The organism is Micromonospora sp. NPDC048930, from assembly GCF_043197935.1.
Lineage (GTDB): Bacteria > Actinomycetota > Actinomycetes > Mycobacteriales > Micromonosporaceae > Micromonospora.
Map to the genome: position 1 here is coordinate 19,604 of NZ_JBICUB010000016.1, position 26,326 is coordinate 45,929.

General features: G+C 70.1%; 15 protein-coding genes. 14 read left to right on the forward strand and 1 reads right to left on the reverse strand.

Annotated elements, in window-relative coordinates:
* Nucleotides 1–309 precede the first annotated feature (309 nt).
* From ACGFI9_RS30540 to ACGFI9_RS30560, 5 genes are all read left to right on the forward strand, one after another.
* Entirely contained in the window at nt 310–1,776 is a 1,467-nt protein-coding gene (locus ACGFI9_RS30540) for an FG-GAP repeat domain-containing protein (RefSeq protein ID WP_393183424.1), read from the forward strand.
* A gap of 44 nt (nt 1,777–1,820) precedes the next feature.
* A complete protein-coding gene (locus ACGFI9_RS30545) occupies nt 1,821–3,869 on the forward strand; it encodes an N-acetylmuramoyl-L-alanine amidase (protein WP_393183427.1) in 2,049 nt (682 codons plus the stop codon).
* The gene (locus ACGFI9_RS30550; protein ID WP_393183428.1) at nt 3,866–5,920 is read left to right on the forward strand and encodes a DUF4185 domain-containing protein; all 2,055 of its coding nucleotides are present in this window, start codon (nt 3,866–3,868) and stop codon (nt 5,918–5,920) included. Before ACGFI9_RS30545 ends, ACGFI9_RS30550 begins: the two co-directional genes overlap by 4 nt.
* Before the next feature lie 87 nt (nt 5,921–6,007).
* On the forward strand, nt 6,008–9,208 hold the full coding sequence (locus tag ACGFI9_RS30555; RefSeq protein WP_393183430.1) for a DUF2961 domain-containing protein: 3,201 nt from the start codon (nt 6,008–6,010) through the stop codon (nt 9,206–9,208).
* Nucleotides 9,209–9,399: 191 nt separating this feature from the next.
* Nucleotides 9,400–10,842, forward strand: coding sequence for an FG-GAP-like repeat-containing protein (locus ACGFI9_RS30560; protein WP_393183433.1), 1,443 nt, complete (start codon nt 9,400–9,402; stop codon nt 10,840–10,842).
* 126 nt (nt 10,843–10,968) lie between these two features.
* On the opposite strand, the gene ACGFI9_RS30565 is transcribed toward ACGFI9_RS30560, so the two are convergent.
* Nucleotides 10,969–11,967, reverse strand: a complete 999-nt coding sequence (locus ACGFI9_RS30565; protein WP_393183434.1) for a LacI family DNA-binding transcriptional regulator — start codon at nt 11,965–11,967, stop codon at nt 10,969–10,971.
* 436 nt (nt 11,968–12,403) lie between these two features.
* On the opposite strand from ACGFI9_RS30565, the gene ACGFI9_RS30570 reads away from it, so the two are divergent.
* From ACGFI9_RS30570 to ACGFI9_RS30610, 9 genes are all read left to right on the forward strand, one after another.
* Nucleotides 12,404–13,798 carry an ABC transporter substrate-binding protein gene (locus ACGFI9_RS30570; RefSeq protein ID WP_393183436.1) on the forward strand — a complete coding sequence of 465 codons (1,395 nt, stop codon included), beginning with the start codon at nt 12,404–12,406 and terminating at the stop codon, nt 13,796–13,798.
* 57 nt (nt 13,799–13,855) lie between these two features.
* On the forward strand, nt 13,856–14,827 hold the full coding sequence (locus ACGFI9_RS30575) for a carbohydrate ABC transporter permease (protein WP_393183439.1): 972 nt from the start codon (nt 13,856–13,858) through the stop codon (nt 14,825–14,827).
* Complete coding sequence (locus tag ACGFI9_RS30580; protein ID WP_393183441.1) at nt 14,817–15,653, forward strand: carbohydrate ABC transporter permease; 837 nt, start codon at nt 14,817–14,819, stop codon at nt 15,651–15,653. Before ACGFI9_RS30575 ends, ACGFI9_RS30580 begins: the two co-directional genes overlap by 11 nt.
* Nucleotides 15,654–15,672: 19 nt before the next feature.
* Entirely contained in the window at nt 15,673–16,767 is a 1,095-nt protein-coding gene (locus ACGFI9_RS30585) for a glycoside hydrolase family 172 protein (RefSeq protein ID WP_393183442.1), read from the forward strand.
* Between the two features lie 154 nt (nt 16,768–16,921).
* Nucleotides 16,922–18,460: an FGGY-family carbohydrate kinase gene (locus ACGFI9_RS30590; protein WP_393183444.1), complete on the forward strand. Its 1,539-nt coding sequence runs from the start codon at nt 16,922–16,924 to the stop codon at nt 18,458–18,460.
* Entirely contained in the window at nt 18,457–20,091 is a 1,635-nt protein-coding gene (locus ACGFI9_RS30595) for a fucose isomerase (protein ID WP_393183447.1), read from the forward strand. Before ACGFI9_RS30590 ends, ACGFI9_RS30595 begins: the two co-directional genes overlap by 4 nt.
* Nucleotides 20,092–20,377: 286 nt before the next feature.
* Nucleotides 20,378–23,632: a DUF2961 domain-containing protein gene (locus ACGFI9_RS30600; RefSeq protein WP_393183450.1), complete on the forward strand. Its 3,255-nt coding sequence runs from the start codon at nt 20,378–20,380 to the stop codon at nt 23,630–23,632.
* Nucleotides 23,633–23,715: 83 nt separating this feature from the next.
* Nucleotides 23,716–25,254: a sugar ABC transporter ATP-binding protein gene (locus ACGFI9_RS30605; RefSeq protein ID WP_393183453.1), complete on the forward strand. Its 1,539-nt coding sequence runs from the start codon at nt 23,716–23,718 to the stop codon at nt 25,252–25,254.
* Nucleotides 25,251–26,312 carry an ABC transporter permease gene (locus ACGFI9_RS30610; protein ID WP_393183455.1) on the forward strand — a complete coding sequence of 354 codons (1,062 nt, stop codon included), beginning with the start codon at nt 25,251–25,253 and terminating at the stop codon, nt 26,310–26,312. Before ACGFI9_RS30605 ends, ACGFI9_RS30610 begins: the two co-directional genes overlap by 4 nt.
* Nucleotides 26,313–26,326 lie beyond the last annotated feature (14 nt).

Sequence of the window (26,326 nt, forward strand, 5' to 3'; positions counted from 1 at the left end):
AAAGTACATTCACGAGCCTGGTTGGTCAAGGCCGAGGGGTGGCCGCGGGGGCGCAAAATGCGTGCCTGGCCTTGATCGGCGGACGCTTCGTCGCTGGTGCCACCCGCCGGAGGGTCCGCCGGAGGGGGCCCGCTTGGGCAATGTTGTGCGGCAACCGCGAAAACGATTTCTTGACGACCGGTCATCGATGGTTGTAAGTTCGCCGGCAACCTGTCCGCTTCAGGATTGACCTCTATCTATCACCCGGCCCGCCCGGCGCGGGCCGTGATCCCCCGTGCCCGCCTGGGCACCCTCGTCCTCGGAGCAGCCATGCGAAGACTTAGCGCCATCCTCGGCACCCTTCTCCTCGTCTCGGGCCTGGCCGTCGGTGTCACTGCCACCCCCGCCCAGGCCTCCTGCTCGTACATCCCGCCCACCGCCGACCCGTCGGTGCTGCTCGTCGTGCACCGCGTCGGTAAGAACGTCGTGGTCAACGACAAGGTCCTCCTGGCCGGGTTCGAGGCCGGCTGGGTCGAGTCGCACATGAACAACCTCGCCTGTGGCGACAAGTCGTCGCTGGGGGTGTTCCAGCAGCGCTGGGACTACGGATGGGGCACCCCGGAACAGATCATGGACCCGGTCTACGCGGCGACCCAGTTCTTCACCCGCGCGGTCGTCTGCGATCGGAACCACCCGACGTACAGCCCCGGGCAGGTGGCGCAGTGTGTCCAGGGTTCGGCCTTCCCCGACCGCTACGACCAGGCGCAGGGGACCGCCCAGGGCCTGATGGCGACCGCGCGCCGCTACGCGGAGATGGCGGCGGGCTCACCGACGGACTTCCATGGCGATGGCAAGGAGGACATCGTCGCCTTCACCCAGGGCTCGCTGGCCGACGTCTACGTCGGCAACTCGACCGGGTACCAATTCCTCGAACCCTCCGAGAAGTGGAACGACTTCTTCTCCGTCGGCGGGGAGACCGCGCTGACCGGCGACGTGAACGGTGACGGCAAGGACGACATCATCACCTTCGCCCACGGGTCCAACACGGAGGGAGCGTCCAACGCGGCGGTGGGGGGCGACGTCTACGTCGGACTCTCCACCGGAACCGGGTTCCTCGCCGGCGCCAGGTGGCACGACTGGTTCGCCCCGGCCGCGGAGATCCCGGCCGTGGGGGACGTGAACGGTGACGGCAAGGACGACATCGTCACCTTCACCCACGACCAGGACGGCCGCGGCGACGTGTACGTGGCGCTCTCCACCGGCACGTCGTTCGGGCCGGGCCTGAAGTGGAACGACTGGTTCGCCCCGGCCGGCGAGTACCCGGCGGTCGCCGATGTCAACGGCGACGGCAAGGCCGACATCATCACCTTCACCCAGGGCCCGTCGAGCGCCGCCGACGTGTACGTCGGCCTCTCCACCGGCTCGTCCTTCGCCGCCGGCGTGAAGTGGCACGACCTGTTCGCCGTCGGCAACGAGCTGCCCCGGGTCGGGGACGTCAACGGCGACGGCAGAGCCGACATCGTGACGTTCACCTGCGACGCCAACGCCGACGCCTACGTGGCGCTGTCGAACGGGTCGGCGTTCGTCGGCACGACGGTGAAGTGGAACGACTTCTTCTGCCTCGGCGGCGAGTTCCCGTACCTGTCCGACGTCAACGGCGACGGCAAGGACGACGCCGTGGTGTTCACCAAGGGCTCGACCAACGACGTGTACGTGGGGCTCTCCACCGGCAGCGGCTTCCTCGGCGGCGCGAAGTGGCACGACTTCTTCGGCCTCAACGGCGAGACGACCCTGTGACGACCTCCGCGGCGGCGACGCCCGGACAGCTCGATGGAGGAACGATGAGAACACGAAGACTGCTCGTTGCCGCGGTGGCGGCGAGCGTCGCCCTGGCGGCCGGCCCCGGCACCGCCGTCGCCCGCCCAGCCGCCGGCACCGGCCTGGACGCCGCCTTCGCCACGGCCTCGGCCCGCTACGACGTGCCACGCGACCTGCTGATGGCGGTCGGCTACAGCGAGACCCACCTCCAGGACCACCGGGGCCTGGCCAGCCAGGACAACGGCTACGGCCCGATGCACCTGGCGAGCAACCCCACCAACCACAGCCTGGACAAAGCCGCCTCGATCACCGGACTGGACGTGGCCACCCTCCGCACGGACGCCGCGGCCAACGTCCTCGGCGCGGCCGCCGTGCTGTCCGCGTACGCCGACGAGGCCGGGCTGAGCCGCGCGGACCGGGACCGGATCACGGCCTGGTACCCGGCGGTGGCCGCCTACGCCGGCGCCCGCGACGACCCGACCGCGCGGCTGTCCGCCGATTACGTCTACCAGCTCCTGCAGCGGGGCGTGCCCGGGCGGTTCGCCGCGCACCGCGCGGCGCCGGAGCTCGGCCGTTACGCGCAGGTGCGTCCGGCCGGCGAATTGTCCACGGCCTCGCCTGCGCCGTCGACGCTGGCGGCGGCGGTGCCGCAGTACCCGTCCGCGCACTGGGTGCCGGCGAGCACCGCCAACTACTCGGCCGGCCGGTCGTCGGCGATCACCACGATCGTCATCCACGTCACCCAGGGCTCCTACGCCGGCACCATCAACTGGTTCCAGAACCCGTCCGCGCAGGTCAGCGCGCACTACGTGGTGCGTTCGGGCGACGGCGACATCACCCAGATGGTGCGCGAGGAGGACACCGCCTGGCACGTGCGCGACGCCAACTCGTACTCCCTCGGCATCGAGCACGAGGGCTACGTGGACCAGCCGTCCTGGTTCACCGACTCGATGTACCGGGCGTCCGCCGGGCTGACCCGCTACCTCGCCGACAAGTGGGGGCTGCCGCGCGACCGCAACCACATCAAGGGGCACAACGAGATGCCCGGCAACGACCACACCGACCCCGGCCCGTACTGGAACTGGAACTACTACATGTCCCTGGTCAACTCCGGTGGCGGCCAGTACCTCGGTGGTTCGCCGACGGATTTCTCGGGTGACGGTAAGGACGACGTGGTGACGTTCACGTTGGGTTCGTTGAACGATGTGTATGTGGCGTCGTCGACGGGTTCGGCGTTTGCGGGGACGTCGGTGAAGTGGAACGACTTCTTCGGGCTGTCGGGGGAGAAGGTGTCCTCGGGTGATTTCAATGGTGACGGTCGGGACGACATCGTCACGTTCACGGGTGGCTCGTCGGGTGATGTGTATGTGGGGTTGTCGACGGGGTCGTCGTTCGCTGCGGGTGCCAAGTGGCATGACTGGTTCTCCCCGGGTGGGGAGGTGCCGGCGGTGGGGGATGTGAACGGTGACGGTAAGGACGACATCGTGACGTTCACGCATGACGGTGCAGGGGATGTGTACGTGGCGTTGTCGACCGGCACGGGTTTCGGGCCGGGGGTGAAGTGGCATGACTGGTTCGCCCTGGCGGGGGAGTTCCCGGCGGTGGGGGACTTCGACGGTGACGGTCGGGACGACATCGTCACGTTCACGCAGGGTCCGGCGACGGCGGGGGATGTGTATGTGGCGTTGTCGACGGGTTCGGGTTTCGGGCCGGGGGTGAAGTGGCACGACCTGTTCTCGATCAGCGGTGAGCAGCCGCGGGTGGGTGACGTGGACGGTGACGGCAGGGACGACGTCGTGACGTTCACCTGCAACGGCGACGCGGACGTCTATGTGGCGACGTCGAACGGGTCGGCGTTCGTGGGTACGACGGTGAAGTGGAACGACTTCTTCTGCTTGGCGGGGGAGTTCCCGTATCTGGGTGATTTCAACGGTGACGGCAAGGACGACATCGTGGTGTTCACCAAGGGCTCGACCAATGACGTGTACGTCGGCCTGTCCACCGGCACCGGGTTCCAGGGCGGCGCGAAGTGGCACGACTTCTTCGGCCTCAACGGGGAGACCACGCTGTGAGGGCGATCCGTATCGCCCTGGTGGCAGTGCTCGGGGCGGCGGCCAGCGCCGTCGCCCCGGCGGCGCTCGTCGCGCCCACACCCGCCGCGGCGGCCGTGGTGACCGGCGGTGCCGAGCGGATCGCGAAGCTCACCGGCCCGGGCTCGATCAACGCCACCGACACCCGCTGGCAGATCAAGGCGACCGACCTGGGCATCATGTGGGACAACGGCTCGGGCCAGATCCTCACCGCGTTCGGCGACACCTTCGGCAACGGCTGGACCGGTCCCGGTGGTGGGGTGGGGGACCCCGCCACCATCGACTGGCGGTGCAACACCCTGGTACGCAGCGCCGACCACGTCCTCGCCGACGGCATGACCTTCGACGACGCCGTGCTCGACCGGCCCGGGCACGCCGCCCAGGTGCTGCCGTGCAAGAAGATCGACAACGACGAGATGACGGTCATCCCGACCGCCGGCGTCTCGGTCGGCCGACGGCAGTACCTCCACTACATGTCGGTCAACCACTGGGGCCCGGCCGGGCAGTGGTTCACCAACTACTCCGGGATCGCGTACTCGGACGACAACGGGCAGACGTGGGTGAAGGATCCCGGCGCCCGCTGGTACAACACGTCCGCGTGGGACCAGCGCTTCCAGATGGGCGCGTTCCTGCGCGAGGGTGGGTACGTCTACCTCTACGGCACGCCCAACGGCCGGTTCGGCAACGCCTACCTGTCCAGGGTGCCGGAGAGCCAGGTGCTGCAACCGGCCGCGTACCGCTACTGGAACGGATCGGGCTGGGTGACCGACCAGTGGGCGTCGGTCCCCGTCGCGTCCGGCCCGGTCGGCGAGCTGTCGGTGCAGTACAGCCGGTATCTCGGCCGGTTCGTGATGACGTACCTGAACGAGAACCGGGCCGCCCTGGTGCTACGCAGCGCGCCGAGCCCGGCCGGGCCGTGGAGCGCCGAGGAGGTCCTCGCCACCGGCACGCAGTACCCCGGCCTGTACGGCGCGTTCATCCACCCGTGGTCGGCCGCGTCGGACAGCCCGTACCTGTACTTCACGATGTCGCAGTGGGACCCGTACAACGTCTATCTGATGCGTACCCGGCTCACCGGAGGTGGGATGTTCGGCGGCGGCCCGGCCGACTTCACCGGCGACGGCCGCGACGACATCGTGACCTTCACCCACGGCTCACTCGGCGACACCTACGTCGCGACCTCCACCAGCACCGGATTCGCGGGCACCTCCACGAAGTGGCACGACTGGTTCGCGCCGTTCGAGGAGACACCGCTGACCGGCGACTTCAACGGCGACCGCCGCACGGACGTCGTGACGTTCACCCACGACCCGACGAACGACGTGTACGTGGCGCTCTCCACCGGCTCGTCGTTCGGGGCCGGCGCGAAGTGGCACGACGCGCTGCTGTTCGGCAACGAGGTGCCGGCGGTCGGGGACGTCAACGGCGACGGGCGGGACGACGTCGTCACCTTTACCCACGACGGGGCGGGCGAGGTCTTCGTCTCGCTCTCCACCGGCTCGTCGTTCGGCCCTCGTACGAAGTGGCACGACTGGTTCGCGCCGTACGGCGAGTTCCCGGCGGTGGGGGACGTCAACGGCGACGGACGCGACGACCTCGTCACCTTCACCCGGGGGCCGGCCTCCGCCGCCGACGTCTACGTGGCGCTGTCCACCGGCACGGGCTTCGCACCGGGGCAGAAGTGGCACGACCTGTTCGCGGTCGGCGACGAGTCGCCACGGGTGGGGGACGTCAACGGCGACGGCAGAGCCGACATCGTGACGTTCACCTGCGACGCCAACGCCGACGTCTACGTGGCACTGTCGAACGGGTCGTCGTTCGTCGGCACCACCGTGAAGTGGAACGACTTCTTCTGCCTGGCCGGCGAGTTCCCCTACCTGGGCGACGTCGACGGCGACGGCGGCGACGACGCGATCGTGTTCACCCAGGGCTCCACCAACGACGTGTACGTGGGGCTTTCCACCGGCAGCGGATTCCTCGGCGGCGCGAAGTGGCATGACTTCTTCGGCCTGACCGGCGAAACAACCCTGTAAAACCGCTGCCATCCGCCAGCCGGGAGGGCCCCCACCCTCCCGGCCACGGCCTCCCCATCCTTCCTCCCGCCCGAAGGGAATTCCCTGATGCTCGCTCGGATCGTTGCCGCGCTGGTGCTCGCCGCCGGCGCCCCGACCTCTCCACCCTCCGCCGGGCCGCCGAACCGGGCGGCAACCCAGGACGCTGCGGCCCAGGCAGCCCCCGGCAACGGCCCGGTGGGCTGGGACGTCTACCGCCGGTTGGACCTGTTGCCGGTGCTGACCACCGGCGCGCAGACCCGCCAGTTCTCCAGCTTCGGCCGCGACGGCTCCAACGACGACGGCTTCTCCGGGCGGTACTCCTGCCTGCGTAACCTCAACGGCTGCGTGATCGCCGAGGACACCGGCGCCGGTGAGGTGGAGTCGATCTGGTTCACGCGCGACAACGGCGACGTCACGGCGACCGGCTGGATCAGGATCGAGCTCGACGGGGTCACCGTCGTGGACACCGGTCTGCAGAACCTCGTCGACGGCGGCCTCGGCGCGCCGTTCGTCGCGCCGCTCGTGGCCAACGCCGACCAGAACTCCGGCGGCGTGGTCATCAAGGTGCCCATGCCCTACCGCAGTTCGATGCGGATCACCACCCAGAACAACCCGCTCTTCTACCACGTGACCTACCGCAGGTTCGCCGACGCCCAGGCGGTGTCCACCTTCGATCCCGGTGACCGCGCGTCGGACGTGCTCGGCAACCTGGCCGCGGCCGGCACCCGCGACCCGAAGCCGGCCCAGCCCGGCGCCTCGACTGTGAGCAGCAGCGTGAACGTCGCCCGCCAGTCCTCCGCGACCCTCGCGACGCTCACCGGCCAGCGGGCCATCTCCGCGCTGCGGCTGCGGATCCCGGACAGCCTGACGAGCGAGGCCATGCTGACCGGGCTCCGGCTCAGGATCAGCTTCGACGGCCGGCAGACGGTCGACGCCCCGGTCGGCGAGTTCTTCGGCTCGGGGCTGGGGGAGCGGCAGGTCAGGTCGTTGATGTTCGCCATGGATACTGCGGCGGGCGGCTGGTACAGCGCGTGGTGGCCGATGCCGTTCCTGAGCAGCGCCACGGTCAGCCTGGCCAACACCACCGGCACCAGCGTCAACGGCGTACAGGCCGAGATCACCTCGGCGCCGCACGCGCTGACCGACTTCGGGTACTTCACCACCCAGGCGCGCTCCGGCGCGGTCACCGACGGCCGCGACTGGACCTTCGCCGACCTGCCGGGACGCGGGCGGTTCGTCGGGGTCACCCAGACCGTGCACGGGCAGATCACGAGCGGCAACACCCGCAACTACCTGGAGGGCGACGAACGGGTGCACGTCGACGGTTCGGCCAGCCCGCAGCTGTACGGCACGGGCACGGAGGACTTCTACGAGTCCGGCTGGTACTTCAACCGGGGCACCTACAGCGGCGCGTTCACCGGCAACCCGGCCCACCTGCTGCGTTCCGGCGGGTGCAGCTACGAATGCGACTCGGCGTACCGGCTGATGCTCGGGGACGCGGTGGCGTACGCCGCCGGGCTGCGGTTCGGCATCGAGCACGGCCCGGCCGACGACATGCCGGCCACGTACGGGTCGACCGCCTACCTCTACACCCAACCGACGGTGACCGTCCGGCAGGCAGCCGCGCTCTCCGCCGGTGGCGGCACCAGCCTCACCTCCGCCTTCGAGGGCGACGACGACTCGACGCCCGTCACGGACCAGGTGCGCGCCTCGTCCGGCGCGGTGAGCCTGGCGCTCGCCATCGACGCCGCCAACCAGGGCGTACGCCTGCGCCGCACCTCCGATCAGCAGAACGGCTACCAGAGCGCGGCGGTGTCGGTCGACGGCCAGCCGGCCGGCGTGTGGACGCAGCCACTGGGCAACCCGAGCCAACGCTGGCTGACCGACGAGTACGCCCTGCCCGCGGCGCTGACCGCCGGCAAGTCGTCGATCACGGTGACCCTGTCGCCGCAGGCCGGCTCGCCGCCGTGGACGGCCAGCCGGTACACCGCGCTGTCCGTGGCGCCGCCCTACCTCGACACCACCGCCCCGGCGACCGTGGCGGGCCTGGCCGTCGGCCCGGGCCGGGTCCACGCCCTGGCCCTCTCCTGGTCGCCCGCCTCGGACGATGCCGGGGTCACCCAGTACCGGGTGTACTCGTCGACCTCGTCCTCCGTCGCGATCACGGCGGACAACCTCGTCGGGACCACGACGGGAACCTCCTTCCGGCACGGCCCGCTACCGGCCAACCAGACCCGCTATTACCGGGTGGTCGCCGTCGACGGCGCCGGCAACGCCGGCCTCGGTTCGGTCGCCGTGTCCGGGACGACCCGGACCCGCAACGTCAGCGACATCGATGGCGACGGGCGCGACGACGTGCTCGACTTCACCCGCGGCGTCACCGCCGACGTCTACACCGCGCTCTCCTCGGGTTCGTCCTTCGGGCCCGCCAGCAAATGGCACGACTATTTCGCCGTCGACCAGGAGATCCCGTTGACCGGTGACGTCAACGGCGACGGCCGGGCCGACATCATCACCTTCACCCGGGGCGGCGCGGCCGACGTCTACGTGGCGCTGTCCACCGGGTCCGGGTTCGGGCCGGGTGTGAAGTGGCACGACTGGTTCGCCGTGGACCAGGAGATCCCGGCGGTCGGTGACGTCAACGGCGACGGGATGACCGACATCATCACCTTCACCAGGGGTGGCACCGCCGACGTCTACGTGGCGCTGTCCACCGGGTCCGGGTTCGGGCCCGGCGTGAGGTGGCACGACAACTTCGCCATCGGCACCGAGACGCCGCAGGTCGGTGACGTGGATGGCGACGGCCGCGACGACATCGTCACCTTCACCGGCGGCACGTCCGCCGACGCCTACGTCGCGTTGTCCGACGGGACCCGGTTCGTGCAGAACGGCTGGCTGTGGTCCGGGCAGGTGGCCGGGGACGGGCAGTTGCCGGTGCTGGCGGACGTCGACAACGACGGCCGCGACGACGTGGTCGCGTTCACCGGTGGCACGGCCGGGGACGTGTGGGTGTCCCGGTCGACCGGTGCGGCGTTCGGCACCGCGGTGAAGTGGCACGACTGGTTCGCCGGGGGCACCGAGGTCCCGGGCACGGCCGATGTCACCGGCGACGGGCGGGCCGACGTGTTCGCCTTCACCCGCGGCACCACCGCCGACGTGTACGTCAGCCTCTCCGATGGCACCCGGTTCGTGCAGAACGGCTGGAAGTGGTCCGACCAGTTCGTGCCCGACACGGATCTGCCGCGCCCCTCGGCCATTCTCGGCTGACGCGCCTCGATCGTGGGGTCCGGATTGGCGCGGAGCACCCTGTTCCGCGCCGATCCGGACGCCGAGCAGTTGACGGATATCGGTTTTCTGCCTTGCCGGGCGGGCTGCCGCCCGGCCCGCCGAGAGGAGCTGTCATGGGCCGTCCAGCCCGCCTCGTTCTCAGAACCGTCCTCGCCGCGCTCCTCGTCGCCGTGGGGGCGACCGTGGTCGACGCGGCTCCCGCGTACGCGGCACCGAACTTCAAGGCACCCTTCCCCTGCGGGCAGGAGTGGACCTACAGCCACCACGACGGCGAGGTCCGGCTGGCGCTGGACTTCGTCCGTTCCGACGGTGGCGTCACCAACGGGACGCCGGTGCTCGCCTCGGCGGCCGGTGTCGCCTACCGGTACTCGCAGCCGGACGGTGCGGGAAACTACATCGCGATCGACCATGGCGGTGGGTGGAAGACCTACTACTTCCACCTCAGCGCCTACTCGGTGCCGAACGGTGCGGCGGTGGCCCAGGGGCAGGAGATCGGGCTGACCGGTAGCACCGGCAATTCGTCCGGCCCTCACCTGCACTACGAGCAACTCCTCAACGGCGTCGGTCAGACGATCGTCATCAACGGTCAGTCCCTGGCGCCCTACCCGAGCGTCTACAACCAGCGCTTCCTCACCAGCGACAACTGTGGTTCGCCGTTCTCGGCGTGGCTCGGTGGTTCGCCGACGGATTTCTCGGGTGACGGTAAGGACGACGTGGTGACGTTCACGTTGGGTTCGTTGAACGATGTGTATGTGGCGTCGTCGACGGGTTCGGCGTTTGCGGGGACGTCGGTGAAGTGGAACGACTTCTTCGGGCTGTCGGGGGAGAAGGTGTCCTCGGGTGATTTCAATGGTGACGGTCGGGACGACATCGTCACGTTCACGGGTGGCTCGTCGGGTGATGTGTATGTGGGGTTGTCGACGGGGTCGTCGTTCGCTGCGGGTGCCAAGTGGCATGACTGGTTCTCCCCGGGTGGGGAGGTGCCGGCGGTGGGGGATGTGAACGGTGACGGTAAGGACGACATCGTGACGTTCACGCATGACGGTGCAGGGGATGTGTACGTGGCGTTGTCGACCGGCACGGGTTTCGGGCCGGGGGTGAAGTGGCATGACTGGTTCGCCCTGGCGGGGGAGTTCCCGGCGGTGGGGGACTTCGACGGTGACGGTCGGGACGACATCGTCACGTTCACGCAGGGTCCGGCGACGGCGGGGGATGTGTATGTGGCGTTGTCGACGGGTTCGGGTTTCGGGCCGGGGGTGAAGTGGCACGACCTGTTCTCGATCAGCGGTGAGCAGCCGCGGGTGGGTGACGTGGACGGTGACGGCAGGGACGACGTCGTGACGTTCACCTGCAACGGCGACGCGGACGTCTATGTGGCGACGTCGAACGGGTCGGCGTTCGTGGGTACGACGGTGAAGTGGAACGACTTCTTCTGCTTGGCGGGGGAGTTCCCGTATCTGGGTGATTTCAACGGTGACGGCAAGGACGACATCGTGGTGTTCACCAAGGGCTCGACCAATGACGTGTACGTCGGCCTGTCCACCGGCACCGGGTTCCAGGGCGGCGCGAAGTGGCACGACTTCTTCGGCCTCACCGGGGAGACGACCTTCTGAGGCCGGTTGCGGTCCCGCCCGAGGGCCGGTGACCCGGCCGACGGGGTCGCGGCTGACCACATGGTGGCCGGGAGGCGGCGGCTCGCCGCCCTCCCGGCCACTCTTCGCGGTCCGGGTGCCGGCGCCTCAGCGTGGCCGGCGGGAACTGTCCCGTGCCTGAAGCCCGGTCCGCAGGGTGACCGTCGACGGGGTTTTCGCCGGGTTCGTGATGCGTTCGGTGAGCAGCAGCGCCGCCGTCCGGCCGAGGTCGTACGTGGGCTGCGAGACGGTGCTCAGGGAGGGCTTGACCAGGTGCGCCCAGGGGATGTCGTCGAACCCGACGACGCCGAACCGGGCCGGAACCTCGATACCGCGATCGACCAGGCACTCCATCGCGCCGACGGTCATCAGGTTGTTCGTGGCGAAGACGGCGTCCGGCGGCTCGGTCTCGTCCAGCAGCGACGCCATCGCCTGGTACCCGCCCTCCTCCCGGAAGTCGGCGAACCGGATCAGCCGGTCCGACGGCCGGATCCCGCGCGACCGCAGCGCCTGCTGGTAACCGCGCAGCCGGTCGGCGGCGGTGGAGATCCGGCGCGGACCGGTGATGCAGGCGACCCGCTGGTACCCGCCGTCGAGGAGGTGAGCGGTGGCCAGCTCCGCCCCGTGGGTGTTGTCGACGAGCACGGTGTCCAGATTCCCGCCGCGAATCTGCCGGTCGATCGCGACGACGGGGATCTGCGCCTCGATGAGGCGGTTGACCACGCTCGCCCGGCCGGAGGTGGAGATGATCACCCCGGCCATCCGCTGGGCCACCGCCGCGGCGATGTAACGGGACTCCTTCTCCGGGTCCTCGTCGCTGTTGCACAGCGCCACCGAGAAGCCCGATTCCTGCGCGACGTCCTCCACCCCGCGGACCATCGCGGTGAAGAAGGGGTTGCCGATGTCGGAGATGATGACCGCCCAGAGATTTGTCTGGTTCAGTCGAAGGTTGCGCGCCACGGCATTCGGTCGGTAGCTGAGCTCCTGCATCGCCTGCTGGACGCGCGCGGCCATGACGGGGTCCACGGAAGCTCGCCCGTTCAGCACCCGCGACACCGTCGCTGGCGACACCTGGGCGTGCCGCGCCACGTCGTAGATTGTCGTCATCGGCCTCCTGTCGTTGACGTCCGTCGACGCTGGTGATCACCCACGGGGCGAACAGCGGTGATCGCCGGGGCGCGCTGCCAGCATTCTACTGCCTAGCAATCGATTTCCAAGGGGGCCGGTCGGAGGCCGCCTCGCCGCCGGACCCCGCCGGTGGGCGGAACAGGGGCGCGGGGGCCCGGGAGTCGAGCCGTATGAGCAGCGATTATCCTCCCTCGCGGCGTCCACGCTCGGGCGGGGTCGGGAACCGGTGCCGGGCGCCGGCGGCGGTCGTCGTCGAACGCCGAGGGGCGCGAAGGGTTGACGCGTCCCGGGTGGGCTCGTACATTGCTGAGAAATCGATTGCTCGCCTACCCCCACCACCTCCCGTCGGCGCAGCAAGGGCCACCCCAAGGCCCTGGTCCGCGGTGGATTCCCCCACACCAGAGAGAGGCTTCATATGTTTCGCTCGGACCTTCCGTCCCCGGCCTCCGTCCGGCCTCCCGCCCAACTCAGCCGCCGGTCGCTGCTGCGTGGCATCGGCGGCGGCCTGGTCGGCGCCACCCTGCTCGGCGCCACGCCGCTGCTGTCGGCCTGCGGCAGCGACAGCGGCGGCGGTGGCGACGCCAAGGAGTTGACCTTCTGGAACTTCTACGGCCCCAACCCTGACGGCAACCCGCAGAGCAAGTGGTTCGTCGACCTGGTCGACACCTGGAACAAGAACAACGACGTCAAGATCAAGCTGCACTACCTGCCGGTCACCGAATACCTGGGCGGCACCGCCCTGCAGACCGCGTTCTCCTCCGGCAAGGGCCCGGACATCTTCATCATCAGCCCCGGCGACTTCCTGCGGTACTACAACGGCGGGGTGCTCACCGACCTCACCCCGCACCTCGGCGCGGACGCGATCGCCGACTTCAGCGACGGCGTGCTGGACACCCGCAAGGTGGACGGCAAGGTCTTCGGGCTGCCGATGGAGGTCGAACCGCTGGCCATGTACTACAGCGTCGACGCCTTCGAGAAGGCCGGCCTGTCCGAGGGCGACCTGCCGAAGACCTGGGACGCGCTGCTCGACGTGGCCGGCAAGCTGACCAACCCGAAGCGGTTCGGCGTCATGTTCGAGACCGCGCCCGGCTACTACCAGAACTTCACCTGGTACCCCTTCATGTGGATGGGCGGCGCCTCGGCCATCCCGGAGGACGGCAAGCCGGGCTTCAACACCGACGCGGTGCACAAGGCGCTCGGGCTCTGGCAGGACGCGGTCAAGTCGGGTGCGGCGCCGAAGAAGACCAAGGCCGAGGGGGGCGGCAACCTGCCCGCGCACCTCGGCGCCGGCTACTGCGCCATGCAGCAGAGCGGGATCTGGTCGGTCTCCCAGATGGAGACCGACGCCAAGAACGTCAAGTACGGCGTCTTCCCGCTGCCGACCCCCGCGGGGGGCACGTACACCACGGACATGGGTGGCTGGGCGTTCGTGGCCAACGCCAAGGGCGGCAACCCGGCGGCGGCGGCCAAGTTCATCGCCTGGGCGCTCGGTTCGACCGACGCCGACGGCGTCGAGCGGATGCGCCAGTGGAACACCGTGGTGAAGACCAACATCCCGGCGCGCAAGTCGGTCAAGGACGCCGCGACCAAGGCGGGTGCCTTCGAGAAGCCGGCGCTGAAGATCTTCATGGAGCAGGTGGCCCCGGGCGGCCGCGGCGAGCCGCGCTACACCCCCGAGGTCTACAAGGCGGTCTCCGACGCGATCCAGGCGACCATGCTGAACGGCGCGAACCCGGCGCAGGCGGCCGCTGACGCGGCCGGCAAGATCGACACCTTCCTCAAGGGCTACAAGGGCGCCCCGATCCTGTAACGGATCGCCCACGCCCGGATGCCCGGGCACGGAATCAGTCAAGGAGCGCAAGTCACCATGACAGTCGTTCAACGACCGAGCCCGGGCCGCACGGCCCGGCCGGGGGGTGCGCCCCGGTCGGGCCCGGCGAGGGGCTCGCTGGCCGGGCGGCGCCGCCGGGAGGCCCTCGCCGGCTACGCGTTCGTCGCGCCCGACCTGTTGGGCCTGCTCGTCTTCGTCGGGTTGCCGATGGCGCTCGCGCTGGGCGTCTCGCTGTACGAGGCCGACGGCTTCGGCGGATACACCTTCGTGGGCCTGGACAACTTCCGCCTGATGGCGTCGGACGACCAGCTCTGGCAGAGCCTGCGGGTCACCGGGACCTACGTCGTGGCGTTCGTCCCGCTGTGTTTCGTGGTCAGCCTGGGGCTGGCGCTGCTGGTGCGGGACCATTTCCCCGGGGTCGGCGGGGTACGCGCGGCGCTGTTCGCGCCGAACGTCATCAGCCTCGTCGTCGTCGGCATCGTCTGGCAGTTCCTGCTCATCGACAAGCAGGGAATGCTGTCCAACCTGCTGCGCCCGGTGGGCTTGGGCAACGTGTCGTTCCTCGGCAGCCCCGGCCTGGCCATGGTCACCTACATCCTGATCAGCGTCTGGTTCTTCATGGGCTACAACATGCTGATCATGCTGGGTGGGCTGAAGGACATCCCGCGGGAGTACAGCGAGGCGGCGATGATCGACGGCGCCAGCTCGTGGCAGCGGTTCCGGCACGTCACCTGGCCGCTGCTGAAGCCGACCAGCTTCTTCGTCGTGGTCAACTCGATGGTCGGCGCGGTCACCGGCCTGCAGGCCTTCGACCTGGTGTACGTGCTGACCCGGGGCGGCCCGGCCAACAGCACCTCCACGGTCGTCTTCTACATCTACCAGCAGGCCTTCGGCTTCAACCACTACGGCTACGCGTCGGCGCTGACCACCGTCGTGGTGGCGTTCCTGGTCGTCACCACCGGCATCATGTTCGTCGCGACCCGGGGAGGCCGGTTCCATGCAGAGTGAGGTTGCCACCCACGTCGTCCGCAGCCGGCCCCGCATCGGCATCCGGGCCGTGGTCGCGTACCTGATCGCCGCGCTGACCGTCGCGCCCCTGCTGTGGTTGCTGCTCACCGTGTTCAAGCCGGGCGACGAGGTCTTCCGGCCGGGGCTGCCCAGCCGGCTCACCCTGGACAACATCACCTACGTGCTCACCCAGATCCCGCTGGGCCGGTACGTGCTCAACAGCGCGGTGGTCTCGGTGGCGGTCACGGTGATCGCGTTGGCCCTGCACTCGATGGCGGCGTACGCGCTCGCCCGGCTGCGCTTTCCGGGCCGGCAGCTGATCTTCAGCGTGATCATCTCGACGCTGCTGGTGTCACTGCCGGTGATCCTCGTACCGCTGTTCCTGGTCGTGAAGGAACTCGGCCTGCTGGACAGCTACGCCGGCCTGATCCTGCCGGCGATCTTCCACGCGTTCGGCATCTTCCTGCTGCGCCAGTACTACCTCAACATCCCGAAGGAGTTGGAGGAGGCCGCCGACCTCGACGGCTGCGGCTACTTCCGGCGCTGGTGGACCATCGTGCTGCCGCTGAGCAAGCCGGCCCTGGCCTCGCTGAGCGTGTTGTTCTTCCTGGCCAACTGGAACGCCTTCCTCTGGCCGCTGATCGCCACCCAGGATCCCGACCTGCGGATGGTGCAGGTCGGCATCTCCACCCTGCAGGGCCAGTACGTCTCGGGCTGGCACTACGTGCTCGCCGCGACCGTCATCGCCGCTGTCCCGACGGTGGTCGCCTTCCTGATCGGCCAGCGCTGGCTGGTCGACGCCATCAAGACCTCCGGCCTCAAGTAGTCACACGTAAGGAAACGACATGAGTTACGGCCAGTTTGGTTCCAGCCTGCGCGACCTGCCCCGACTGCGGACGAGCCGCCGGCGCCGGGCCTCGAGCTGGGACCGCACCGGCGGCAACGACGACCGGCTCACCGTCGCCCCCGGCAGCACCGCGCTGCTGGCCGACATCGACGGCCCCGGATCGATCAACCACATCTGGTGCACCGTCGCCCTGCCGCACCGCGACGTCCCCGACGCCGTCGAGAGCGACTACCTGCGTCGGCTCGTGCTCCGCATCACCTGGGACGACGCGGCGGCACCCAGCGTGCTGGTGCCGCTCGGCGACTTCTTCGGCATGGGGCACGGCAAGACGACCAACTTCGTGTCGGCGCCGTTGCAGATGAGCCCGCAGGACGGCAAGGCCTTCAACTCGTGGTTCCACATGCCGTTCGCCCGGCACGCGCGCGTCGAGCTGATCAGCGAGCTCGAGCACGAGCCGGTGTACTTCTACTACTACGTCGACTACGAGCTCTTCGAGCCCGCCGCCGCCGACGACATCACCGCCGGCCTGGGTTACTTCCACGCCCAGTGGCGCTGCGAACGGCCGACCGACGGCGTGCCGCAGGGCACGGAGACCAACCGGCAGTTCCAGGTCGAGGGCACGAACCTGACCGGCGACGGCAACTACGTCATCCTCGACGCGGTCGGCCGCGGACACTACGTCGGCTGCGTGCTCAACATCCGTAACCTCCGCCAGACCAGCGACTGGAACTGGTACGGCGAGGGCGATGACATGATCTTCATCGACGGTGAGCCGTTCCCGCCGTCCCTGCACGGGACCGGGACCGAGGACTACTTCAACACCGCGTGGTGCCCCACCCAGTCGCACCATGCGCCGTACCACGGCATCACCCTGCCGGGCGGCGAGAACTGGAGCGGTGAGATCTCGCTGTACCGGTTCCACGTCGAGGACCCGGTGACGTTCACCGAGTCGATCCGGGTGACGATCGAGCACGGTCACGCGAACAAGCGGTCCGACGACTTCTCGTCGGTGGCGTACTGGTACCAGACCCTGCCTCATCGTCCCTTCGACCTGGCGCCGGTCACCGAGCGGATCCCCTTCCCGACCCGCTGACGGAGGCGCACGGACAGCCGGCCGCAGCGGCGGCCGTCGCCGGGGGCGGTGCCCGCCCCCGGCAGGGCGAGCGGCGGGTGCGCCGCCGAGTCGTCAGGGTGCCTTCACCCGATCGCGCCCAGCCGAGAAATCGATTTCTGGAATGGTGGATCACATGGGGGTTTCGGCCGTCATCGGCGTGGACATCGGCACGTCGAGCAGCAAGGGCGTCCTCGTCGACCTCGACGGGCGGGTCATCCGCTCCTGCATCAGGGACCACGACGTCGGCCGGCCACAGCCGGGCTGGGTCGAGATGGACGCCGAGGTCTGGTGGCAGGAATTCGTCGCCATCACCCGGGAACTCCTCGCACCCGGTGGTGCGGACGTCGTCGCCGTCGGGGTGAGCGGCATGGGTCCCTGCGTGCTGCTCACCGATGCGGCCGGCACACCGCTGCGCCCGGCCATCCTGTACGGCATCGACACCCGCTCGACCCGCCAGATCGCGACGCTCAACGAGCGGTTCGGCGCGGACGAGATCATGCGACGCTGCGGCTCGGCCCTCTCCACCCAGGCTGCGGGCGCCAAGATCGCCTGGGTCGCCGAGACCGAGCCCCACCTCTTCGCGCGGGCCCGCCGGCTGTTCATGCCCAGCTCCTGGCTCGCCTTCCGACTCACCGGCCGGTACGTGCTCGACCAGCACTCCGCCAGCCAGTGCACCCCGCTCTACGACACCGAGAACCGGGACTGGTACCTGCCCTGGGCCCGGGAGATCGCACCCGAACTCGACCTGCCGCCGCTCGGGTGGGCGGGGGACGTGGCCGGCGGTGTGACGGCGGAGGCGGCCGCCGTGACCGGACTGCCACCCGGCATTCCCGTCATCACGGGAACCATCGACGCGTGGTCCGAGGCGATCAGCGTCGGCGCCCAGGGCGTGGGCGACCTCATGCTCATGTACGGCACCACCATGTTCCTGGTCCACACCGTGCCGAACCGGCTCACCAGCCCGTCGCTGTGGGGAACGGTCGGCGCCCTGCCGGACACCCGCAACCTCGCCGCCGGCATGGCGACCTCGGGCGCGATCACCCGCTGGCTGCGTGAGCTGTTCGGCTCACCCGACTATCCGGAGCTGCTGCGGCTCGCCGAACGCTCCGGACCCGGCGCCCGAGGGCTGCTCATGCTGCCCTACTTCGCGGGGGAGCGCACGCCCATCATGGACCCGGAGGCCCGCGGCGTCATCGCCGGCCTCACCGTCTCGCATACGCGCGGCGACCTGTACCGGGCCGCGCTCGAGGCCACCGGGCTCGGCGTGCGCCACAACATCGAGACCATGGAGGCGGCCGGCGGCGAGATCCGTCGGGTCGTGGCGGTGGGCGGTGGCACCCAGGGCGACCTCTGGACGCAGATCGTCTCCGACATCACCGGGCGACCCCAGCTGATCCCCGCACAGACCATCGGCGCGAGCTTCGGCGCGGCGTTTCTCGCCGCGCAGGCGGTCGGCGACGTCTCGATCGACGTGTGGAACCCGATCCGCGAGGTCCGGACTCCCCGGCCCGAACTCGCCGCCGACTACGACGAGCTCTACACCCTGTACCGCCAGCTCTACGCCGGCTCCCGGAAGGTCACCCACGGCCTCGCCGCCCGGCAGGCCCGCCTGATGACCCCAGCCGCAGCCCGCACTCACCACGAAGTACGCACCGAAGGAGTCGCCCGATGACCACCTACACGTTGCCCGTGACGGCCGCGCGTCCCAAGGCCGAACCCGGCACGGTCTACACGGTTGCCAGCGGCGACCTCCGGCCGAGCGCCAATGTCACCTGTTGGCCGGTGCAGCAGAAACTGGAGTCCGATCTCGCGGCGGCTATCACCACGCTCGGCTGGCAGGTGCGGCGCGGCCACGAGTTCGACGCCGACAAGGGGCACGGCTTCATCGACAGCCAGCGCGCCGGCATCGAGGTCTTCAAGCGACTGCCGGTCGACGCGCCGCTGATCGTGGTGGAAGGGGTCTGGCAGTACAGCCACCACGTCCTCGCCGGTCTCCGCAGCCACCAGGGGCCCATCCTGGTCGTGGCGAACTGGAGCGGCCAGTTTCCCGGCCTGGTCGGTCTGCTCAACCTCACCGCCAGTCTCACCAAGGCGGGAGTGCGGCACTCGGCGCTCTGGAGCGAGGACTTCACCGACGAGTGGGCGCTCAAGGGGCTGAAGACCTGGCTGGAGACGGGCGAACTCTCCCACGACCTGAGCCACGTCCGCGACCTGCCCGCGCTGCCGGCCAGCCCGGAGGTCCAGCTGGGCACGGCGCTCGCCGCGCAGCTGTCGACCGAGAAGGCGATCATCGGCGTCTTCGACGAGGGCTGCATGGGCATGTACAACGCGATCATCGACGACGAGCTGCTCAACCCGCTCGGCATCTACAAGGAGCGGCTGTCGCAGAGCGCGCTCGTCGCCGAGATGGCGCGGGTGAGCGACGCGGAGGCCCAGGCGGTGCGCGCCTGGCTGGACGAGGCGGGCATGACCTTCCACCTCGGCACCGACGAGGCCACCGAGCTGACCGAGCAGCAGCTGCTCAGTCAGTTCAAGATGTACATCGCGGCGCTGCGCATCGCCGACGACTTCGGCCTGGACGCGGTGGGCATTCAGTACCAGCAGGGGCTGAAGGACACCGTGCCGGCGAGCGACCTGGCCGAGGGGCTGCTGAACAACGTCCAGCGCCCGCCGGTGCGCAGCCGCGACGGGAGCCGCGAGCTGTACGCGGGCGCGGCGCTGCCGCACTTCAACGAGGTGGACGAGGGCGTCGCCGTCGACTCGCTGGTCACCAACCGCATCTGGACCGCGATGGGCCTCGACCCGGCCACCACGCTGCACGACATCCGCTGGGGCGAGCGGTACGGTGACGACTTCGTCTGGGTGTTCGAGATCTCCGGGTCCGTGCCCGCCTCCCACAACGGTGGCTACGACAAGTCCTACAGCATGCGGCAACCGCCGATGTACTTCCCGCTGGGCGGTGGCACCCTGAGCGGCGTGTCCAAGCCGGGCGAGATCGTCTGGTCCCGGGTCTTCATCATGGACGGGGTGCTGCACGTCGACCTGGGCCGCGGCACCGTCGTCGAACTGCCCGCCGAGGAAACCCAGCGGCGGCTGGACGCCACCACCCCGCAGTGGCCGATCATGCACGCGGTGCTCCACGGTGTCGGCCGTGACCAGCTGATGGCCCGGCACAAGGCCAACCACCTCAACGTGGCGTACGCGCCGGACGCCGCCACGGCGGACAAGGCGCTGCAGGTGAAGGCTGCCATGTTCGCCCAGCTGGGCGTGCGGGTGCACCTGTGCGGCGAGGTCAATCTCTGACAGCCGTCCCACCGGCCCTTCGCCAGCACGATTCTGCCCACCGAGCGGCGGCCGTCCAGCCGGTCCGGCCGCCCGGTCGCCGCTCGGTCGGGTAGAAATCGTTTGCTCAATTTTGATCCGGCATCGTGAATGCTCGTTGTGCGGGCCCTGTCTGACGTCGCCACGTCACTGGCCCTGGCTCGGCAGTTGAGCCCAGCTGGCCTGCCTACCCTGGACGCAATATCGAGAAATCGATTCCTCGTTGCGCACCTCAGCCCGCCCCACCGACCGATGTGGAAGGCGAATCATGAGACACACCGCGACTCGGCCACCACTGGCCGCCCGCCGCCGGTTGCTGCGCGCCACGCTTGTCGCGCCGCTCGTCGCCGCGCTCACGCTCACCGGCTCCACCGTGGCCAACTCGGCGGCCGTCAGCACGCCCGGCAACGGCCCGACGGGATGGGACGTCTACCGGCAACTCGACCGGCTCCCCGAGCTTCCCGACGGTCCACGTACCTACCAGTTCTCCAGCTTCGACCGGAGTGGCGGCAACGACGACGGCTTCTCCGGCCGGTACTCGTGCCTGCGCAGCACCAGCGAGGGCTGCGTCATCGCCGAGGCCGCCGGCGCCGGCGAGATCGACTCCATCTGGTTCACCCGCGACGACGGCGACGTCTCCGCCACCGGCACGATCAAAATCGTGCTGGACGGCGTGACCGTGCTGCACGCGAAGCTTCAGGACGTGGTCGACGGCAGGCTCGGAGCTCCGTTCGTCCACCCGGTGGTCGCAAACGCGGCGCAGAGCTCCGGCGGCGTCTACATCAAGGCGCCCATGACGTACCGCAGCTCGATGCGCGTGGTCACCGAGAAGAACCCGATCTTCTACCACGTCACGTACCGGAAGTTCACCACCGCCACCGGGGTGCGTACCTTCGATCCGTCCGACCAGGCGCTGGACGTCATCGCACAGCTCAAGGCTGCCGGCACCCGCGACCCCAAGCCGGCCGAACCGGGCGCGACGACGGCCGAACGGGACTTCGCCGTTCCCGCCGGCGCCCGGGTGACCCTCGCCAGCGGTACCGGCCCCGGCGCCGTCACCGCCCTGCGACTGCGGATCCCGCAGCTGGTCGGCGCGCCGGAACCGGTCGCCGACGACGGCCGCGCCTTCGGCCCGGGCGGCAGCAGCGAGTTCACCGTGGCGGTCGACCCGGCGAACACCGGCGTACGGCTGACCCGCCGGCTGGACCCGCACATCGGACACCAGCGGGCACAGATCCTGGTGGACGGCGCACCGGTCGCCGAATGGCCGGGCAACGACCCGGTGCCGTTCGGCACCTGGCAGGACCAGACCGTCGACCTGCCGGCCAGCGCCACCGCCGGCAAGACGCACCTCACCATCAGGAACTCGTTCGTCTCCTCGGACCTGGACGTCAACGAGTTCACCTACTGGGTCGACAGCCTGGTGGCCGGCACCGCCCGGCGTACCGACACGCTCGACCTCGGCCCCGCCCACCTCGACGCGGAGGCCGCCCACGACTACCGGATCACCGCGCAGACCTGGCAGGGCGCCAACACCCTGTCCTACCCGGTGGACGCCGCGCGCAAGGCGGCCATCGCCGCCTCCGACGAGGTCCTCCGGGACACCCGGCTGCGCATCTCGTTCGACGACACGACCACGGTGGACGCCCCGCTCGGGGAGTTCTTCGGCACCGGCCTCGGACTGCATCCGGTGCGGTCCCTCATGTTCGGCGTGGACACCACGACCGCGACCCTGTCGGCCTGGTGGCCGATGCCCTACCGGTCCCGGTACACCGTCGAGCTGCGCAACGGATCCACCCGGCCGATCACGCCGTCCGTGGCCACGGTGACCACCGTGCGGTCCGCCCGTTGGACGGCGGCGCTACGGCCCACCGGCGACGCCGGCTACTTCCGCGCCACCGCGACCAGCGCCGACACCACCCCCGGCGCCGACCACCTGTTCCTCGACGTCGCCGGCCGCGGCAAGGTCGTCGGCGTCACGCACACCATGGAGGGCCACATCCCCTCCGGCAACCAGCGCAACTACCTCGAGGGCGACGAGCGGGTCTACGTGGACGGCGGGCAGAGCCCGAGCATCCACGGCACCGGCACCGAGGACTTCTACGAGAGCGGCTGGTACTTCAACCACGGCACGTTCTCGGCACCCACGAACGGCAACCCGGCGCACGAGGTCGGCGACCACGGCTGCCGGTACGACTGCACCGGCGCGTACCGGCTCATGCTCGCCGACGCGGTCACCTTCGCGACCGGCCTGCGGTACGGCATCGAACACGGCCCCGGCGACCAGGATCCGGCCCGGTACGGGTCGACCGCGTACTGGTACGGGCAGGACACCGTCGCGCAACGCTGGACCGACACGGTCGACGTCGGCGACCCCGGCAGCGAGTCGGCCCACGGCTACGCCTCGGGTGGCGAGCGCGAGGTCCTCACCGCGAGCTACGAGGGCGACGACACCGACCCCCGGCCGGTCACCGACGACAGCCGCGCCTCCACCACGCCGATCCGCTTCCGGGTGACCCTCGACCCGGACAACACCGGTGCCGTGCTGCGCCGGGTCGCCGACCAGTCCGCCGGATACCAGTCGGTGGCGGTCCAGGTCGACGGCCGCGACGCCGGCACCTGGTCGCAGCCGCTGGCCAACCGGTCGCACCGCTGGCTGGACGACGAGTACCGGCTGCCGGCCGCGCTGACCGCCGGCAAGCAGGCGGTGACAGTCACGCTGACCCCCACCGCCGGCGCCCCCGCCTGGTCGGCGGCCCGGTACGCGGTCCTGAGCCTGGTCACCCCGTTCGTCGACGGGATCCGGCCCGGCCAGGTCACCGGGCTCAGCACGACCAGCGGCAGGACGAACGCCGTCGCGCTGGCCTGGCAGCCGGCGCGGGACGACGTGTACGCGCCCGGCTACGAGGTGTTCGCCTCCCGCGACGCCGGATTCACCCCCGGGCCGGACAACCGGGTCGGCACCACCACGCGGCCGAGCTTCCAGCACACCGGGCTCGGCTTGCGGGAGACCTGGTACTACCGGGTGCGCGCGGTGGACGACGCCGGCAACACCGGCCCGTACTCGACGCCGGTGTCGGGCACGACCGGTGACATGCTGCGGATCGAAGCCGAATCGCTGCTGCCGGCGGTCGCCACCGACGCGCCGGCGGAGGTGCAGGGCGACTGCTGCGGCGTCCACTGGTCGCAGAGCGCGCAGCTGTGGTTCCGGCCGACCGGGCCGAACCAGAGCGTCACCGTCGCCTTCACCGTCCCCACCACCGGCACCTACGACCTGCGGCTGGTGCAGACGCTGGCCCGGGACTACGGCATCAACACGGTGGCCATCGACGGCACCCGGGTCGGCGAGGCGTTCGACGCGTACCACTCGCCGGAGGTGGTCATCAGCGACCCGCTGGACTACGGGCAGCGGGAGCTGACCGCGGGCCGGCACATCCTCACCCTCACGGTCACCGGCAAGGCCGCCGCGTCGAGCGGACTCCTGGCCGGCCTCGACTACCTCGAGGCCCGCCTCACCTCGTGACCGGACCGGAGTCGGAGGCCCACCCGCTGGGCCTCCGACTCCGGCCAGACCCGCAGACCTCCACACGAGCCACGAGGTGCCGCATGACAGATCGGCCGCTGGTCCGGATGACCGGCATCGGCAAACGGTTCGGCGGCGTGCGCGCCTGCCGCGACATCGACCTGGCCGTCACCGCCGGCGAGGTGCACGCGCTGCTCGGCGAGAACGGCGCCGGCAAGTCCACGCTGATCAACGTCCTGTCCGGCGTGATCACCGAGTACGACGGCACGATCGAGGTCGACGGCGAACCGGTGCGCTTCGCCGGCCCGGCCGACGCCCAACGCGCCGGCATCGCCACCATCCACCAGGAACTGGACCTGGTGGCCGGGCTGTCGATCGCGGAGAACATGTTCCTCGGCCGCGAGCCCCGTACCCGCCTGGGCACCCTAGACCTCAAGGCGATGCGCCGCCAGGCCACGGCCCACCTGCGTACGCTCGGCGCCGACCTGGACCCACGACGGCTGGTGGGATCGCTGCGCGTCGGCGAGCAGCAACTCGTCGAGATCGCTCGGGCGCTCTCCCTGAGCGCCCGGGTCCTGATCATGGACGAACCGACCGCGGCCCTGGCCGACGCCGAGGTGGAGCGGCTGTTCGCGACGATCGCCGAGCTGCGCCGAGCCGGCGTCGGAATCATCTACATCTCCCACCGGATGGCCGAGATCGAGGTCATCGCGGACCGGGTCACCGTCCTGCGCAACGGAACCGTCGCCGGCACCGTCGACCCGAAGGTGGCCTCCCGGGACGAGATCATCCAGCTCATGGTCGGCCGCCCGGTCGACGCGCTGTTCGGCGAGGGCCGCAACGAGCCCGGCGACGTGCTGCTCGACGTACGCGGACTCGCCGTGACACCCCGCCGGCCGACTCCCGGACGGACCGAACCGGCCGGCGTGGACCTGACCGTGCGCGCCGGGGAGATCGTGGGACTCGCCGGTCTGATGGGCGCCGGACGCACCGAACTGCTCGAGACGCTGTTCGGCGCCGGCCGCCCCGGCCGACACATCGGCCGGGTGACGATCGACGGCCAGCCGTACCGCCCCCGCGGACCGCGATCGGGGCTCGCGCACGGGGTGGCGTTCGTACCCGAGGACCGGCGCGGCGCCGGGCTCATGTTGGAGCACTCGGTGGCCGACAACGTGGTGCTCTCCGCGCTGCCCTCGCTGACCACACTCGGGTTCGTCCGCCGCCCCCTGATGCGCCGGACGGTGGCCGAACAGCTTGCCGCCCTCGCCGTGAAGGCCGCCGCACCGACGGTCGCCGCCGCCACCCTCTCTGGCGGCAACCAGCAGAAGGTCGTCTTCGCCAAGCAGTTGCTGATGCGCCCCCGCCTGCTCCTGCTCGACGAGCCGACCCGAGGGGTCGACATCGGAGCCAAGGCGGAGATCTACCGACTGCTGCACCAGCTCGCCGACACGGGCATGGCGATCCTGCTCGCCTCGTCGGAGCTACCGGAACTGGTGAGCCTCTGCGACCGGGTCGTCGTCCTGCACCGCGGACGCACCGTGGCGGTGCTGCCCCGTGCCTCCACCACCCAACAAGCCATCCTCGCCGCGGCCAACGGGGACGACCTCAAGGAGCCACGATGAACTCGCCCCACACCACCCTCGCCGAATCGCCGCCGGCTGCGCCGCCCGGCCGCCGGCCGCTCCGGCTGCCCACCGACCGGCTCGGGGTAGTCGAGACCTTCTTCCGATTCCAGAGCCTGTTCGGCCTCGTCGCCGTCTTCCTGATCGCGATCATCGTGTCGCCGGCCCGTAACGGCGAGAACGTCTTCCTCAGCTCCGGAAACCTGGCCAACATCGTCCGGGCCGTCTCGGAGATCGGCATCATCGCGGTCGGGATGACCTTCGTCATCCTGATCGGTGGCATCGACCTCTCCGTCGGCGCGGTGCTCGGGCTCGCCGCCGTCGGCTCGGCCACCCTGATGGTGGACAGCGGCCTGGGCATCCTGCCCACCGTCCTGATCGTGCTCCTCATCGGTACGGCCTTCGGCGCCACGCAGGGACTTGTCGTGGCCCGGCTCGGCATCCAGTCGTTCATCGTCACCCTCGCCGGCCTGCAGGCCGCCCGCGGCATCGCCCGGATGTGGTCCGGCGGCCTCGGCATCCCCATCGCCTACGGCGACGGGCCGCAGGAGGCACCCAAGTCGTTCTCGCTGCTGAGCGGCTCGATCAACGGGGTGCTGCCGGTGCCGGCCCTGCTGTTCCTCGCCATCGGTGTCGGTGCGCTCCTGGTGCTGCGCAGCACCGCCTTCGCCCGGCACGTCTACGCCATCGGCGGCAACGAGAAGGCGGCCCGTCTCTCCGGCGTGCCCGTGCGCCGCGTCCGGGTCACCGTCTTCGCCATCGCCGGCCTGCTCGCCGCGCTGGCCGGCGTCATCCACGCCGGTCAGCTCAACCAGGGCAGCCCCAACGACGGCGCGGGCTACGAACTCGACGCCATCGCGGCCGTGGTCATCGGCGGCACCAGCCTCGCCGGTGGCAGCGGATCCATGGGCGGCACCATCGCCGGCGCCCTGCTGCTCGGGATCCTGAACAACATCCTCGCCCTCAACAACATCGACGCCAACGTGCAGCTGCTCGTCAAGGGCCTGGTCATCGTGGCTGCCGCCGCGTTGCAGAAGCTTCGCCCCCGCATCGCCTGACCCACCACCACCCG

Bases quoted from the DNA above. Each gene is read 5' to 3' on its own strand.
- ACGFI9_RS30585 (WP_393183442.1), top strand. From the start codon at position 15,673: ATGAGTTACGGCCAGTTTGGTTCCAGCCTGCGCGACCTGCCCCGACTG.
- ACGFI9_RS30575 (WP_393183439.1), top strand. From the start codon at position 13,856: ATGACAGTCGTTCAACGACCGAGCCCGGGCCGCACGGCCCGGCCGGGG.
- ACGFI9_RS30595 (WP_393183447.1), top strand. From the start codon at position 18,457: ATGACCACCTACACGTTGCCCGTGACGGCCGCGCGTCCCAAGGCCGAA.
- ACGFI9_RS30545 (WP_393183427.1), top strand. From the start codon at position 1,821: ATGAGAACACGAAGACTGCTCGTTGCCGCGGTGGCGGCGAGCGTCGCC.
- ACGFI9_RS30570 (WP_393183436.1), top strand. From the start codon at position 12,404: ATGTTTCGCTCGGACCTTCCGTCCCCGGCCTCCGTCCGGCCTCCCGCC.
- ACGFI9_RS30600 (WP_393183450.1), top strand. From the start codon at position 20,378: ATGAGACACACCGCGACTCGGCCACCACTGGCCGCCCGCCGCCGGTTG.
- ACGFI9_RS30605 (WP_393183453.1), top strand. From the start codon at position 23,716: ATGACAGATCGGCCGCTGGTCCGGATGACCGGCATCGGCAAACGGTTC.
- ACGFI9_RS30565 (WP_393183434.1), bottom strand. From the start codon at position 11,967: ATGACGACAATCTACGACGTGGCGCGGCACGCCCAGGTGTCGCCAGCG.
- ACGFI9_RS30555 (WP_393183430.1), top strand. From the start codon at position 6,008: ATGCTCGCTCGGATCGTTGCCGCGCTGGTGCTCGCCGCCGGCGCCCCG.
- ACGFI9_RS30590 (WP_393183444.1), top strand. From the start codon at position 16,922: ATGGGGGTTTCGGCCGTCATCGGCGTGGACATCGGCACGTCGAGCAGC.
- ACGFI9_RS30540 (WP_393183424.1), top strand. From the start codon at position 310: ATGCGAAGACTTAGCGCCATCCTCGGCACCCTTCTCCTCGTCTCGGGC.
- ACGFI9_RS30580 (WP_393183441.1), top strand. From the start codon at position 14,817: ATGCAGAGTGAGGTTGCCACCCACGTCGTCCGCAGCCGGCCCCGCATC.
- ACGFI9_RS30610 (WP_393183455.1), top strand. From the start codon at position 25,251: ATGAACTCGCCCCACACCACCCTCGCCGAATCGCCGCCGGCTGCGCCG.